The following is a 15,610-nucleotide window of genomic DNA, read 5'->3' as shown; positions in this document are numbered from 1 at the left end:
AAAGCCCGATTGGCAGCACCAATCAGGCTTAACAGAATCAAAATCTTAATTACTTTTTCTTTGAATTCTTTGAATCCTTGGTGCTATCGCTTGAAGAAGCGAATGCATCCTCAGGCTTCTCAACTTCAACAATTGCATCCTTGATCATGGGAATACGGCAATTCTTATTGTTACCGAACTCTACAATGACCATATCATCATTGATATCAATAACAGTTCCGATGAAACCACCGGTAGTTCTGACACTATCACCTACAGCCAAAGAAGCTATAATCTGAGCTTTCTGTTTCTGCTCTTTTCTGTTGGGACGAACAAGAAGGAACCAGAAAACAACCATAATTCCGGCATATAAAAGCATTGTTACACCAAATCCGGCACCTGCAGGTACTGTTTCTGTTGATGCTTCAGCAAAATATAATAACATAATATCCTCCAAAACTTTTGTTTTTATTATATACCAAACAATAATACTAGAAAGAAACGGCAAATTCAAGTAGTCAAAATTCACCCTGACACATTACAAATTTAACCTTTGCGCCAATTGCGTGCAATGTTATATGACATATTTTCATTCGGCGAATCAAACTCCATCATGCCCTCGAGCGTTCTCTTTTTGTACTCCCGGAACGTGTTGCTTCTGATAGCCTCTCTGATCTCTTTTACCAGATTATTATAGAAGTACAGATTGTGAAGAACACAAAGCCTCATTCCAAGCATCTCACCGGCTTTCAGAAGATGTCTTATATACGCCTTGGAATAACTTCGGCATGCGGGACAATTGCAGCCCTCTTCAATAGGAGTATCATCGAGTTCATATCTAGCATTTAATATGTTTATATGCCCTCTCTTTGTATAGAGATGTCCGTGTCTTCCGTTTCTGCTGGGATAAACGCAGTCAAAAAAGTCTACTCCGCGCTCGACCGCTTCAAGAATATTGGCCGGTGTTCCGACTCCCATAAGATATGTCGGCTTATCCTCCGGAAGGAAAGGCACAACGTGCTCAAGTACATCATACATCTCCTCGTGACTCTCTCCCACGGCAAGTCCTCCGACCGCATAGCCGTCGAGATTCATTTCCCTGATTCTCTTCGCATGCTCAATCCTGATATCATTGAAGATAGCTCCCTGATTGATTCCAAAAAGCATCTGATGCGGATTGACCGTGTACTTAAGGCTGTTCAGCCTGTCCATCTCTTTTTTGCATCGCTCAAGCCATCTGGTCGTTCTGTCTACCGACATCTGAACATATTCATGCTCAGCCTTGGCCGACGGGCATTCGTCAAATGCCATGGCGATAGTCGATCCCAAATGAGACTGTATGCGCATACTCTCCTCAGGTCCCATGAAAAGCTTGTGCCCGTCAATATGGGAATGGAAATATACGCCTTCCTCTTTTATCTTTCTCGTCTTTGCAAGAGAAAAGACCTGGAATCCGCCTGAATCTGTAAGAATAGGTTTATTGCACGACATAAATTTGTGAAGTCCGCCCATCCTGTAAATCAGATCATCTCCCGGTCTTAAGTGCAAATGATAAGTATTTGAAAGAACAACCTGAGTATCTATTTCCTCAAGGTCCCTTGTGGAAACGCCGCCTTTAATAGCTGCAACCGTAGCAACATTCATAAATACGGGAGTCTGAACCTCACCGTGTACGGTAGAAAAAGTAGCGCTCTTGGCGTTTCCGTCTTTATTTATTACTTTGTACATAAATATCCTCTAATCTACATAAGTATTCCAGAATTCTTCCAGACAGATACCATTTTCATGTATAACGGTCGCCGCGTCAACCCCTACATATCTAAAATGCCACGGTTCGAATTCGATACTTGTAATATTCTCTTTTCCTGCAGGATATCTCAGGATAAAACCAAATTTATAGCTGTTGTCCGCAAGCCACTTTCCGGCAGCGGTATTACCAAAACCCTCATCAAGACTTGAATATCCGTCTGTAATAATATCAATCGCAAGTCCTACCTGATGTTCGGATGATCCGGGAACAGTTACAGCCTGTGATGCCAGATTATATGCATCCATATAATTCATTCCGCCGTCCATATATCTGTCTATCTTGTTATTAAAAAGCATTGTCTGTCTGCTCCTGTCTCTGTAAGGAGAACAGATGATAAGATTGACTCCGCTGTCATTGGCTGCTCTCATCATCTCAAGAAGCGGAGCTATTATCCTCTCATCACATTTCATTGATCCGCTTATAGTTCCGAGAGGAAAATCATAGTCTTCCGGTATCGGATGCTGCTTATTAACAAGCATGATCTTCCAGTCACTGCTGTCAAAATGGGTAAAACCAAGAGCTGACAGATCAACCTTACTTTTATCATCAGTCCAGTTTGTCGTAATGCCGCCGTCAGTTGCTTCAAGAATCTGCGAAAGAGAAACCTGCTTATCTGGATCCAGATGATCGGCCTCGGTAACATCCGGATTGCCACTCTCCATTGCCTCTTTGATAAGCTCAGAATCAACATCCTGACTAACCGCAAGCTCAGCGTCCGACTCTGCAACTTCCACGCCCGAAAGTGCTTCATCAGTGTCGGATGAATATCCGGCAATACTGACATCTGAAGCAAAACTGATATTCAATGACATCGCAGGATATGAAAAACTGCTGCTAAAAACAAAAAACAGCAATATACACGCCAGACAGATATATCTTTTCCCACTTCTGTAAAAATAAAAAAGAATATCGTAAAGTGTTATTGCCATAAAAGCATAAGCGATGCCAAGAAAAGCCAAAGCTTTATGTTTTCTGTTGAATTTCTGAGCCTTGGAAAAAACTTTATTTTTATATGAAAGCTTCATCTGCAAGCTGCTAGCGTTCATATCGGAAATCCCCTCTCATTTCGGATACTTGGCTTGTAATCTGATACCGCATATAATATGATATGATATACATATTTCATTATATAACATATTTACGTATATTTCACCTTTTTTACGCCAATTGATGCGCAAAAATCCGATATATACGCATATTCATAAAATCTCACAACATGAAAGGATACCTATGTCAGGTTCAACACTCGGAAAAAATATCACAATATCAACATGGGGTGAATCTCACGGCGAAGCTCTCGGAGTTGTCGTAGACGGTTTCCCCGCAGGGCTGGAATTATCTAAGGAAGATATTCAGAAGTTCCTGGACAGAAGAAAGCCCGGAACTTCCTCTGCAACAACATCCAGAAAAGAAGACGATGAAGTTCACATACTCTCGGGAATATTTGAGGGAAAGACAACCGGCACCCCCATTTCCATGATGGTAAAAAATACTTCCCAGAGATCCGGCGACTACAGCGAGATTGCAAGCTACTACCGCCCCGGACACGCAGACTACTGCTTTGATGAAAAATACGGTTTCAGAGATTACCGCGGCGGCGGACGCTCTTCCGGAAGAGAAACTATAGGAAGAGTTGCAGCCGGTGCACTCTGCCAGAAACTGTTAAATGAAATGGGCATCGACGTATTTGCCTACACCCGCTCAATCGGCGAAGTCGAGATAAACGACAACAATTTCAACAGAGAAACAATCTATACAACTCCCACTTCAATGCCAGACGCGGATGCCGACAAAAAAGCAATGGACCTCATAATGAAATGCCGCGAAAACATGGACTCTGTAGGCGGAGTTATCGAGTGCAGAATCAAAGGCGTTCCCGCCGGAATCGGCGAACCCGTCTTTGACAAACTCGACGCCCTTCTTGCAAGAGCCGTAATGAGCATCGGCGCCGTTAAAGCCGTCGAGATAGGCTGCGGAACCAAAGCCGCCCGCCTCTACGGTTCAGAAAACAACGACGAATTCATTATCGAGAACAATGAAATATCCAAGAAAACAAACAATGCCGGCGGAATCCTCGGCGGAATGTCCGACGGATCCGAGATCATCCTGAGAGCCTACGTAAAACCAACTCCCAGCATTGCCCGTGACCAATCCACCGTAAACAAATCCGGCGAAAACATAAATATAAACATAAAAGGCCGTCACGACCCCGTTGTAGTCCCCAGAGCCGTCGTAGTAGTCGAAGCCATGTGCGCCTTCACCCTCCTCGACCTCCTGATCTCCAACATCTCCTCCAAGGCCTCAAACATAATCAATTTTTATAAAAAATAATCAAAAAAGCCCTGTAAATACTACCTTCTCTGAAATCAATCAGAAAAAGAAGCATTTCCAGGGCTTTAAATATACGCAAATAACCGCGTAGCCAATTAAATGAAAGTATTCCACAAACCGAAAGTCCTCATCGCAGAAGTACCCGCTCACACAGATGGTTCTTAGCGAATGCGCAGTTTTCGGACGAGCAAGATGATTTTCAAGATTGAAAAAACCTGTAAATGCTGACTTCTCTGAACAACGTGAAAGGAAGCATTTACAGGTTTTTGAAATCATGAAAATCACTGCGCAGCCGTACACAAGCATTCGCTAAGAACCATCTGTGTGAGCCCCACTACGCCATCAGCCTTCCAGTTTATGGAACACAATACAGTTAGGCCGTTTTACGGGTATTTCTGGCCCGTTCATAACTAGAGTGCCGGCCTCGGGATCAACTTTAAAGAAAGTCATTGAGTCGGATTCGTGGTTAAGTGATACAAGATGCTTGTTATCAGGGAACAATGCAGCATCCTTAGGATACTCACCCGCGATAGGAAGCTGAATCTTCTTTGTCAGAAGCCCCGTCTCCTTGTCAACCTTGTAGATGATAACATTGTTCTCACCCGCAGTTGAACTTACAAGATATGTATAATCCTCGGAGAATGTAAGCGCACTGCTTGCAACACCGATAGAATCTGCTTCGTCTGAGTTAGACAAAGTCTGAATCTTGTTAAATTCAGGATTTCCGTCCTTCTCCAAGTACTCATATACTTCTATACCGCACTTCTGCTCAAGACATACATAGAGGAATCTTCCATCCTTAGAAAACTGCATATGTCTCGGAGAAGACTCCTGATCGCAGTGGATCACATCTACTTCTTTTATCTTGCCTGACTCAGTATCAAGAGTATACACATTTACTCTGTCCATTCCGAGATCTGCGGCAAGAAGATACTTGTTGTCCTTAGATACCTTTATGCACTGAACATGAGGCACATGGTTTCTTCCGGCAGCGGTACCGAGACCTTTGTGATATCTCTCATCTGTGATCTCGCCGATACTTCCGTCTTTATTGAGCTTAAGTATCGTAATCTTGCCGTCGTGATAACCGGCTGTCAAAAGATAATTATCCTTCTGATCCATATTAAGATAACATCCGCGCATTCCATTGATAGACGCCTCGTTCAAAAACTCAAGACTTCCGTCAGGCAGAATGTGATACGCCTCAACTCCCGCATCAGTAATAGAATACAGAGTCTTTTTATTGTGCGAAATTCCTATATAAGATGAATTCGTTATCTCAACTTTCTGCTTCTCCGTAAATCTTCCGTTTTTCATATCAACGTCATAAATTTTGATTCCATATTTGGAACCAAGTCCGGAAGTGTAGCTAGATACATACGCCACATACTTATCTTTTCCAGCCATTTTACAACATGCCTCCTGAATAATTTATAATAACCTCTTATGTATTATAGGAAAAACCTATAAATTACCAATTTTTATATTTGCCGTTTACACAAACTCCGGCAAATCCGTTTGCTGTCATTACAGCCTTGTCTGACTCGGAAATAACAGGTGTAGAATCTGTTGCTGAAACTACATCAAAATAGTTTGCTCCTTCACCGGCAACAACTCCCTTTAAACCAAGTGTAGCCATCTGTCCGTTTCCGTTTGTAAGTGAAAAAGAAGCCATTGCAACATCTTTATCATTATAAAGCATTGCAATATTATCAGTCTTCTTCACTGTTCCTGTTTTCTTATTTGCAATAGGAGCCTGTACAGACTCTGCTACTGCTGTATTCTGAGCGGCAACCTGTGTAGCAGCCTGTGCTGCAGTCGCACCACCGTTATTCTTTACTCTTACCTGAACATCATCATATGTAGCATCAGACATAACCTTCTCATCATCTACATAGAAATAAAAAGGAACGTTACCTGCCTGCTCATCAGCACCGATGTGGAAGATAACATCCTGAGTTCCGCTCTTAAATGAACACTCAAGATAAGTACCTGCACTTGTATGAGGTCCCATATGATAAGTGTAATCATAATATGCTCTCATATGCATTTTCTGTGTGCTTCCGGCCTCAACATTAAGAACGGTATCTCCAAAATCAAAGTACATGGGAAGATCACTCTCTGCATGTGCATCCACAGTCATGATCGAACCTGCCGCCATAAAAGCTGCAAGCGCAACAACAATATTTTTTTTCATTTTAAACATCAGCATTTCCTCCATAGTCTTTTCTCAAAAGTCTCTCTTTTTTTATATTATAACGTTATAAATATTCAATCACAAGATTATCACTGTCTGCAGACACTTTTGCCTTAGCTCCCATCACTATCGGAAGCATCGGATCGATATGACCTATATCTGCATCAAATATTATCGGAACACCAAACTCTTGCAAAAGATCAGTTACAGCGTTATATTTATTAACTCCCATCAGGTCGCCTTCAAAGCAGCCCAACGCTCTTCCGATGATAAAGCCCTTTGTATTTTCAAACCAGCCGGCTTCTTTCATATTCCAGATTGCTCTTCTGTAGCTCATCGGACTAAGCTCACAATTCTCCATAACCCACAAGATTCCCTCATCGCAGTTTCTTGCAAAATCCGCAACTTTATCAAATCTTGTTCCGATCATATTGGCCATAACGTCAATACACCCTCCGAGAAGAATGCCCTCCATACCGATTCTTTCCGTCGTCTTCTCAGCTTTCTTTGAAGAGCAGTCAAAATTTGTAAGAATCTTTTTGGCATCACAGTCGTAAAAAAACGGCTTGGAATAATCTACTTCTTCCTTCTCCTCTTTGGGTTTAACGAACTTTTCGTATCCGCAAAAAACGCTTTTTGTACCCTCTAAAAGAGCAAATGCATCATTTTCGGTTCCTTCCCACTCCTTCGCATATCCTGATATACAAGGGCCGTATATTCCGCAGGTATTTGCAATCGTGACAAGCGGGAGCAAAAAGCTTGTATTGTCCGAATAACCTACAAACCACTTGGGCTCAGAGTTTTTTATGACATCAAAATCAATATTACCGATGGTCTCGACCATAAGCTCTCCGCCACCGGCGGAAATGATCGCACCGATATCATCTCTTTTATAAAACTCCGTAAGTTCTGCCGCGGTAACCTTCGGATCCGTACTTATCCCAAGTCCGTCACCCATTCTCGCGGTCTTGCCCTCGATAATATTATATCCTCTGCTTTTAATCTTATCCTCGGCTATATCAATCAGAAAACTGTACGGCTCTATGGCTGCGCCAAACGAAGGAGCCGTAATACCGATGCTGTCACCCTTTTTTATGCTTTTCGGTTTTCTAACCATCTTCACCTCTATCTTCTTCTGAAATTATTCTTTTTGCTTGATTTCTTTCTTGAATAATTTCTGAAGTCTTCTCCGAATTCTTCTATAAATTCTTCCTCGAAGTCTTCTCTCAAGTCATCCGCATAGTCATCCTTGTAATCATCTGCGTATTCGTCTTCATATTCTTCTGCATCTTCAAACTCATCGTCAAATGCATCCGTATAATCATCATCCTCGAAATCATCGTGAAAATCGTCATGAAAATCGTCTTCAAAATCATCCTCAAAATCATCGTCATCAAACTCTTCTTCATATCTTTTCACGGATTTCTTGCGAGGTTCCTCGACAAATTTTCTTCCGGAAGATTTTCTTGTTACTATCTCATCTTCCTCATCCTCAATATATTCTCTTCTTGTTTCTTTACGGACTTCTTTTCTGACTTCTTTCCTAACTTCTTTTCTGGCAGTTCTTCCGGGTTCTTCCTCAGCTTCTTCTCTAAGAACCTTCCTTGAATCGTTTCTGATATTTCTTCTCTTTACATCTACAGGCTCATCTTCCTCATCATCGTCCTGTTCAAGATAATCGGATGAAATTCTGGAATAAGTCTTTTTATAATACTTATTCATCTTGATGCAATCAAGATAAGAAATAGGATGTCCTTCTCCGTGACGAAGCGCGGCAAGATAAGCAATGCAGCCCTTATCAAGTACAATTGACGCTGCAACCGCATCTTCCAAAGTCTCACCTATACAATAAGCACCGTCATTCAAAGCAAATACGGCGTTAGAATTTTTCTTAATATTATGATAACTGTGTCCGTCTTTTCCATGCTCATTGCTTGGAATCTTAACACTGTATCCGACAAGTTCCGCAAAGTCAAACAAAAGAGGTCTTAGATGCGTTGCAGTCCTTGATACAGTCATAACGGCATCGGACTTATTATGAACAATATATTTTACATCAGGTCTTCTGTCATAGATTTCTCTGTGAATGTGCTTAACTCTCTCCGGAGTATCCTCGATATCATAAATAATCTCATCGCCCTCAAGATGACTTCCAAAGCCCTCTTCTACGCCATGATACATATCGGTCTTGCAGACATCCATAAGGAAATTATCACAGGCATCCTCTGTTCTCTCAATATTCTCAATAACATCTTCCGCATTTGCACCAACGAACAATGCACCGTGGTTGGACAGAATAAAACTGTCTGAATCCCTGTTCTTTTTAAGAGACGTAACAACATTGCCGGCAAGTTTGGTACTTCCCGGAAAGCCGTAAGGAATACAGGGGATGACAACATCTTCATCCTCAACATAAGTATATATTCTCTTTAATCCCAGAACACCTGCGCAAGATGCAAAAACCTGGTGTGTGATAACAACAAATTCGACATCTTTCCTTGTTCTGTAGCAAGCTGCATGAACACCTCTCTCATAAGAAGGAGTGAATTCACCCTTGTAGCTCAGATTCTTCATATTGACCAGACATATCATATCAGGTGTCATATCCTCATATCTGATACCACTCGGTGTTATCAAAAAAACTTCTTTATCGATCCTGCAACTTACATTTCCCCATGTACGGGGTAAATAGCCTTTCGCGTGTAACTCCTTAGCCACATCGATCACATGTTGTTTCGCCGCAAGCAATTCAGAATCGCCACTTCTCTTTTTCATTATCTGATCTGCCCCTCTCCGGTAATTTGATACTTGTATGATGTAAGCTCTTTAAGCCCCATCGGTCCTCGCGCATGAAGCTTCTGTGTGCTTATACCAATTTCGGCTCCAAAACCAAATTCAAATCCGTCTGTAAATCTTGTTGAAGCATTTACATATACGCAAGCTGAGTCGACTCTGTCAAGGAATCTTTTTGCAGTCTCTTCATTCTCTGTAATGATTGCGTCAGAATGACTTGTATTGTACTTGTTAATATGCTCGATAGCTTCATCGACGTTTTTAACCGTTTTTACAGAAATAATATAATCAAGGAACTCTTTTCCAAAATCCTCTTCCGTTGCGGAAACAGCACTTGTCATAAGCTTGCGGCTCTCTTCATCGCCTCTTATCTCAACATTGTGCTCATTCATAGCCTTCTCAAAAAGAGGAAGGAATCTGTCCTTAATATCCTCGTGGACAACCAGAGATTCTGCGGCATTGCATACACCGATCCTCTGTGTTTTGGCATTTATAATGATAGGGATTGCCTTGTCAATATCGGCATCCTTATCAACATATATATGGCAATTACCCGTTCCTGTCTCGATAACGGGTATTGTAGAATTCTCGACAACAGCATTAATAAGTCTTGCACTTCCTCTCGGAATAAGAACGTCAATGTAATCATTCATCTGCATAAACTTAGTTGTAACAGCCCTGTCCGTATCTTCGATAAGCTGGATCGCATCGGGATTGATGCCGCTTTCCCCGAGTGCAGCTCTCATAACATTTGCAATCTGAATATTGCTGTCTATTGCATCACTTCCGCCTTTTAATACAACAGCATTGCCCGCTTTAAAAGTAAGGGCAAAAGCATCTGCGGTAACATTAGGTCTTGCCTCGTAAATTATACCTATAACGCCCATCGGAACTCTGACTTTTTTGATATTAAGTCCGTTGGGTCTTGTGAAGGTCTCAATAACTTCTCCGATGGGATCGGGAAGAGCCGCAACCTGCCTAAGTCCCTCTGCCATTGCTTCAATTCTCTTTTTATCAAGAAGAAGTCTGTCCAGAAGTCCTTTATGCATTCCGTTTGAAACGCCTCTCTCGTAATCCTTTGCATTTGCCGCAATAATACTGTCAGCTTCAGCCACAAGCTTATCGGCAACAGCAATAAGAGCGTCATTCTTCTCTTTGGAAGTAAGACACTGAATCTCGTATTTTACCTTTTTCGCTTTTTTGCAAATCTCAATAAGTTCCATCTATGTTCTCCAGCTCCTTTATTTCTCGTGAATGATACTCTTTATCGGAATATCATATTCACTTGGTATTATCTCATCAACAATCTGAATCTTGTAGCAAAGTGCCACAGTATCAGCATAGCTTACTTTTGGAAGGAATCTGTCATAGAAACCACCCTTGTAACCTATTCTGTTGCCTTTCTCATCAAAAGCAACTCCGGGAACGATAACTATCGTCCTACCGGTGTTCTCACCATCTGTCCGGCGAACATTTAATTCATCCGCATATAAGTCGGGATCGAATATCTCACTCTCATCCGTTATCTCAGGTTCTCTAAGGCCATAAAAGCCCTCCTTAAGATTCTCGGGTTCGTAGATCCTGATAAACTTCATTATGCCATTTTTCTTATCGGTAACCTTTGGACAAAAAACTCTCTTACCAAGCGCAAGTGCATCAAGTATGATCTCATCCGTTTTAACCTCGCTTCGAACGGAAGCATAGATAAGAACATTTGAAGCCTCGATATACTCAGGCCTTGTAATAAGCTCTTCAAATATCTCGCGACTTTTTATCTCAATCTTATATACACTAAGGTCGTCTCTTTTTTGCAAGATATCTTTTCGTATAAAATCTTTATCCATCGGTACCTTCCATTGTATTTGAATTAGTCAAAACTTTCTACTATATTTTTCACAATTAATTCTGCAATTTTGATGCCATCCATTGCCGCAGACATGATTCCACCTGCGTATCCGGCTCCTTCACCACATGGGAAAAGTCCTTTAACATTTTCGGATTCACCGTTCTCCGTTCGATTTATCCTCACGGGAGATGAAGTTCTCGTCTCAACACCTGCTATAAGTGCATCCGGCGAATTGTAGCCTTTTATCATTGTACCGAACTTTTCCATTCCTTCAACAAAAGACTTGTTAAGGTCATCCGGCAATATCTCATGAACATTTGTAAAAGAATATGCTCCTTTGGTATTCGGGTGAAAAGAATCCCTGAACCTGACAGTTTCTTTATCCAAATCCAAATCCGAATCCGAATTAAATGCACCGTCTTTATCAACGGCATTTTTAAAATCTTCATAATACTCAACGGGTATCTTGCCGTTTCCAAGTTTATAAGCTTTTTCTTCAAGCCTTCTCTGAAACTCGACGCCTGCAAGTACATCCTCAGAACCAAAATCTTTGGGATCAACGGTTATTATGATCGCGGAATTGGCATTTTCAGAATCTCTCTTGCTGTAACTCATTCCGTTAACTGCAAGTCTCCCTTCTTCAGAAGAAGCATTTACAACAAAACCTCCGGGACACATGCAAAAAGAGTAAACGCCGCGCCCCTCTTTGGTATTCATTACAAGCTTATATGAAGAAACTGGAAGAGATTTCGGATCCTCAATTCCGTACTGCGATAGATTTATGAGCTTCTGTGGATGTTCAACTCTGAATCCTACCGCAAACGGCTTCTTCTGCATAGATACATCTCTTTCTTTAAGCATTGAAAAAGTATCCCTCGCGCTGTGCCCTATAGCAAGTACCGCCATATCAAAAGGAATTTCTTCTCCGTCTGCAACAAGGGCCTTTAAAGCTCCGCTTCCATCAGTAACAATATCCGTCACCTGCGTCTCAAATCTAAATTCACCGCCAAGAGAAATGATCTCCTGTCTCATATTTTTGACAACATTTCTTAGTACATCGGTTCCTATATGCGGCTTGGCATCATACATTATCTTACTATCCGCACCGAAAGTCGTAAACAAAGAAAGGGCTTTTCGTCCTCTTCCGTCCTTGTCTTTTACCATGGTATTAAGCTTGCCGTCAGAAAAAGTTCCCGCTCCGCCTTCTCCGAATTGCACATTGGTGCGGGTATCAAGCTCTCCTGTCTCCCAGAACTTTTCTACAATTTCCTGTCTCTTGTCGACATCAGCGCCTCTTTCAAAGACTACAGGCTTAAATCCGGCCTCCGCAAGCATATATGCACAGAAAAGTCCGGCAGGTCCCGAACCTATTACTGCGATTCTTTTATCCGTCGCACCCGATGGAAGTTCGCCAATGACACCGGCTTTTTCCATAAAATCATAAAAAACAGGTGAAACAACTGAGATTCCTTTGTCTTTTATCTTAGAGACAATCTTTTCCTCGGCTTTCTTATCCTTAGCCTTTGCCAACCTAAGGTCCACCATGAAAACATCATAAATCTGAGGTTTCTTCCTAGCATCAATCGAATGCCGCATTATCACAAACTCAGATATCTCATTTTCCGTTATACGCAAAAGCTTTGCTGCCTTTTTCTTCAAGACATCGCAAAGCTCATCGTGTTCACGTACATTTTTACCATCATTTAAAAGTTTGATCTGATTAATTCTTATCATATAATTCCTATAATAACTTCAGTTTTTAGTTATTCTAATCTGCCATGGAAGAAGCCGCTGTTCCCGCAATACTTCCGCTTGTCCATGCAAACTGAAGGTTATATCCCCCGCATCTTCCGTCTACATCCAGAAGTTCTCCGGCGCAGAATATTCCGGGGTTACCTGCAACAGACATATCATCGCCTATATCGCCAAGACTCATACCACCCGTAGTAACCTGCGACTGCAAATATCCGTAGCTGTCAGTTATATTAAAACGTATATCTCTGTATCTATCAAGTATACATGATGCCATGCTCTCTGCAATATTCTTCATATGCATGGATGGCGACAATTTCATCTTCTTAAGGACCATATCATTTATATTGCTGTTTGCAAATCCAAGCAAAAACTCCTCAAGAGTCCTGTCATCACGAAGCTTAAGCATATCACTTTTAAGCGCTTCAAAATCCGAATCATCATAATCAGGGAAAAAATCCGCAGAAGCAACTATAGGCTTCTTCTCCGTGACAAACTTTATCACCTCTCTGCTTGCCTGCATAACGGGAATTCCTGAGATTCCATCCTTAGAAATCTGCAATTCTCCGCTCTCGGATGTTATGAGTTCGTCACCAAGAAAAAAAGAAATCCTAGCCCCGGCTCTTACTCCCGCATCCGGCATCACATCGCCTGCTTCACATTTAAATCCGACAAGAGCGGGATAAGTATCCTTATAGCCCATTCCAAGCTGCTTACAAATATAATATCCATCTCCCGTAGACATTGTACTCTTTGCTCCCGAAAGAGATCCAAGTGCAAGAATAACACTGTCTGCTCTATACTTGTCTTTATTCGTGATAAGAAGGTACGAAGAACCATCGCTTTCATCTCTTTTTACAGCCTTAACCTGACTCTCCGTGATAACCTTCACCTTGAGCCTCTTAATTTCATTTTCAAGAGCACTCACTACCGTAGAAGCCTGTCCCGAAACAGGATATATATATCCGTCTTCACTCTTTACGATAACTCCTATAGACTTAAAAAATCTTATCGTCTCCTCGGGGCCGTACAGCGAAAGCCAGGTCTTCATCCTTCCCTCTGCGGCCTTGTTGTAATATTCAGGTCTCATGTCGAGATTTGTAAGATTGCACCTGCCGTTTCCCGTAACGGAAAGTTTTTTTCCAAGTCTGGTATTTTTCTCAATTATAGTTACGTCGGCGCCGTTTCTTGCCGCATACACAGCCGCGCACATACCGGCCGCGCCACCTCCCGCAACATAAACTTTTTTGCCCAAATCAAATCCTCTTATACTTCATCATTTTTAAAAAGTACCGGTAAAACCGAAAGATGCTTTGCAAAAGGAATACCTTTAAGTTCTCTCGTATCGATTCCTCCGATAATAACCATGATTGCCAGATATGCAAAATAGAAAACAGGCACGCATATAATGAGCGTAAGTATTTCTCCTATTTTCTTACTGAATGCCATATCGATCAAAAAGATAGCAAATCCGGCAACAGCAGATGCCGCAAGTGTTCTTCCGAAATTAATGGCAAGATCATATCTTGCTTTGAGCATCTTTTTAAATATAGCAAGCGAAAGCACGTCATAAACAAGGAATGATACAAGCACAGGTATCAAAACTCCGTACAATCCGATATTTCCAAGAGTTCCACAGAAGAACAACATCACAAAATGAACAAGCCATGTTATTCCCAGTCCCACAACAATAAGTATCGACTTGCCCGCATGGAAAAGAATCCATGAAAAGAATATCGCAAAAGGCACGAGTATTATCAAAAAGCATGCGACTCTTAAAAGTTCAACACTGAAATCATTTCCCTTCCAGTAAACGACTGTATCGATTGATGGAGCCAAAGTAAATACAAAAAGGGTAACGGGAACAGTAAGTTCAATAAAATGCTTTACCAGCCTTGAAAGCTTATCTCCCGCATTATCGGGCTCGTCTCTCTCAAATCTTGCTCTTATCCTGTTCCACTCAATGAGGAACGGAAGGCAGCAAAGAAGTGAAAATGTTATTACAAGCGGAATTGTTCTTCCCGCATAAATACCGTAGTTATATATAGGATCTGCCTTACTTCCGACAGCTCTGTGGTGAACCATATAGAAAATCTGATCGATCAAAAGTGCAAGTCCCGGTGAAGCATACATAAATAATATCGGTCTAAGTCCCGACATTACGTCATTTTTGCTGTCGACATATCTAGGAGCACTTCTTTTTCCTATCTCTTCAAGCTCATTTCTTCTTACGTAAAAGCTTACGGAAGTATGTACAAGACCAACTATCGAAGCAACGAAAAGACCAAGCATCATTCCCGTCGAACCGTATACGGCACTAAAGTCCTCAATGTGCATGAGTGCGTTAACCTTAAGTCCGTATCTGAACATAACAGCCGAGAAAATAGTTCCCACAAGGAACGCTGCGCATGCCATCAAAATATCTGAAATAACGATGGGCTTAGTATATCCGACACCCTGAAGATATCCTCTTACAACACCCTGAATGCACAGGAACAGAACGGAAAATGTCGATATAAGGAACTGGAAACTTCCCTTCTCCGAACCAAGTAAAAGATCCGAAAAATAAAGTCCGATAAGAGTAAAGATAATCGTGACAACAACGCCTGTAAACGCGAATATCTTAATAGATTTCTTCATATTCTCCTCAGCGTTTTTGTACTGGGATTTTCTTGCTCTTACTCGAACCATAACCCATACGGCCTTCTGCACCGCAAGGACAAAAGAACAATAAAAGGCAAAGAAAATAGCGAGAGACCCTGCAGAATATCCCGCACCCTTCTCTCCGTAAATTCTTATAGCAACAACCTCATATAACATGAGAATTATAATTGCCCAATAAACAGCTGCAGTAAGCACATCAGGTCTTATTCTTTTTTCTTCATAGTACTTTTTCATGATC

At 41.6% G+C, this 15,610-nt stretch carries 13 protein-coding genes; 1 reads left to right on the top strand and 12 read right to left on the bottom strand.

What is annotated here, in order from left to right; translation table 11 throughout:
• Positions 1-49 precede the first annotated feature (49 nt).
• The 3 genes from yajC to T356_RS20630 all read right to left on the bottom strand — a co-directional run bounded on the left by yajC (position 50) and on the right by T356_RS20630 (position 2,835).
• Positions 50-424 carry a preprotein translocase subunit YajC gene (gene yajC / locus T356_RS0115950; RefSeq protein WP_035781377.1) on the bottom strand — a complete coding sequence of 125 codons (375 nt, stop codon included), beginning with the start codon at positions 422-424 and terminating at the stop codon, positions 50-52.
• 101 nt (positions 425-525) lie between these two features.
• Complete coding sequence (gene tgt / locus T356_RS0115945; RefSeq protein WP_026515355.1) at positions 526-1,707, bottom strand: tRNA guanosine(34) transglycosylase Tgt; 1,182 nt, start codon at positions 1,705-1,707, stop codon at positions 526-528.
• A 9-nt stretch (positions 1,708-1,716) separates the two neighbouring features.
• Positions 1,717-2,835, bottom strand: coding sequence for a M15 family metallopeptidase (locus tag T356_RS20630; protein ID WP_051563499.1), 1,119 nt, complete (start codon positions 2,833-2,835; stop codon positions 1,717-1,719).
• Positions 2,836-3,019: 184 nt separating this feature from the next.
• Here T356_RS20630 and aroC point away from each other — a divergent pair, with 184 nt between their 5' ends.
• Positions 3,020-4,120, top strand: a complete 1,101-nt coding sequence (gene aroC / locus T356_RS0115935) for a chorismate synthase (RefSeq protein WP_026515354.1) — start codon at positions 3,020-3,022, stop codon at positions 4,118-4,120.
• 342 nt (positions 4,121-4,462) lie between these two features.
• Here the strand turns inward: aroC and T356_RS0115930 are convergent, their stop codons facing one another.
• From T356_RS0115930 to T356_RS0115890, 9 genes are all read right to left on the bottom strand, one after another.
• Positions 4,463-5,527 (bottom strand): lactonase family protein, encoded by a 1,065-nt coding sequence (locus T356_RS0115930; protein ID WP_026515353.1) that lies wholly within the window; start codon positions 5,525-5,527, stop codon positions 4,463-4,465.
• 64 nt (positions 5,528-5,591) lie between these two features.
• Positions 5,592-6,326, bottom strand: coding sequence for a hypothetical protein (locus T356_RS0115925; RefSeq protein ID WP_026515352.1), 735 nt, complete (start codon positions 6,324-6,326; stop codon positions 5,592-5,594).
• A 55-nt stretch (positions 6,327-6,381) separates the two neighbouring features.
• Complete coding sequence (locus T356_RS0115920; protein WP_035781375.1) at positions 6,382-7,434, bottom strand: S66 family peptidase; 1,053 nt, start codon at positions 7,432-7,434, stop codon at positions 6,382-6,384.
• Between the two features lie 8 nt (positions 7,435-7,442).
• A complete protein-coding gene (locus tag T356_RS0115915) occupies positions 7,443-9,092 on the bottom strand; it encodes a class II aldolase/adducin family protein (protein ID WP_026515350.1) in 1,650 nt (549 codons plus the stop codon).
• Positions 9,092-10,333: a glutamate-5-semialdehyde dehydrogenase gene (locus T356_RS0115910; protein ID WP_026515349.1), complete on the bottom strand. Its 1,242-nt coding sequence runs from the start codon at positions 10,331-10,333 to the stop codon at positions 9,092-9,094. The genes T356_RS0115915 and T356_RS0115910 overlap by 1 nt, the downstream gene beginning before the upstream one ends.
• An 18-nt stretch (positions 10,334-10,351) precedes the next feature.
• The gene (locus T356_RS0115905; RefSeq protein ID WP_035781373.1) at positions 10,352-10,954 is read right to left on the bottom strand and encodes a 5-formyltetrahydrofolate cyclo-ligase; all 603 of its coding nucleotides are present in this window, start codon (positions 10,952-10,954) and stop codon (positions 10,352-10,354) included.
• A 23-nt stretch (positions 10,955-10,977) separates the two neighbouring features.
• Positions 10,978-12,690, bottom strand: a complete 1,713-nt coding sequence (locus T356_RS0115900; RefSeq protein ID WP_026515347.1) for an NAD(P)/FAD-dependent oxidoreductase — start codon at positions 12,688-12,690, stop codon at positions 10,978-10,980.
• A gap of 34 nt (positions 12,691-12,724) precedes the next feature.
• A complete protein-coding gene (locus T356_RS0115895; RefSeq protein WP_026515346.1) occupies positions 12,725-13,963 on the bottom strand; it encodes an aminoacetone oxidase family FAD-binding enzyme in 1,239 nt (412 codons plus the stop codon).
• Between the two features lie 11 nt (positions 13,964-13,974).
• Positions 13,975-15,606 (bottom strand): hypothetical protein, encoded by a 1,632-nt coding sequence (locus T356_RS0115890; protein ID WP_026515345.1) that lies wholly within the window; start codon positions 15,604-15,606, stop codon positions 13,975-13,977.
• Positions 15,607-15,610: the final 4 nt, after the last annotated feature.

Source organism: Butyrivibrio sp. LB2008 (assembly GCF_000621565.1).
Taxonomy (GTDB): Bacteria; Bacillota; Clostridia; order Lachnospirales; family Lachnospiraceae; genus Butyrivibrio.
The sequence above is the reverse complement of the archived record's forward strand: the minus strand, read 5'-3'. Positions and strand labels throughout refer to the sequence as shown.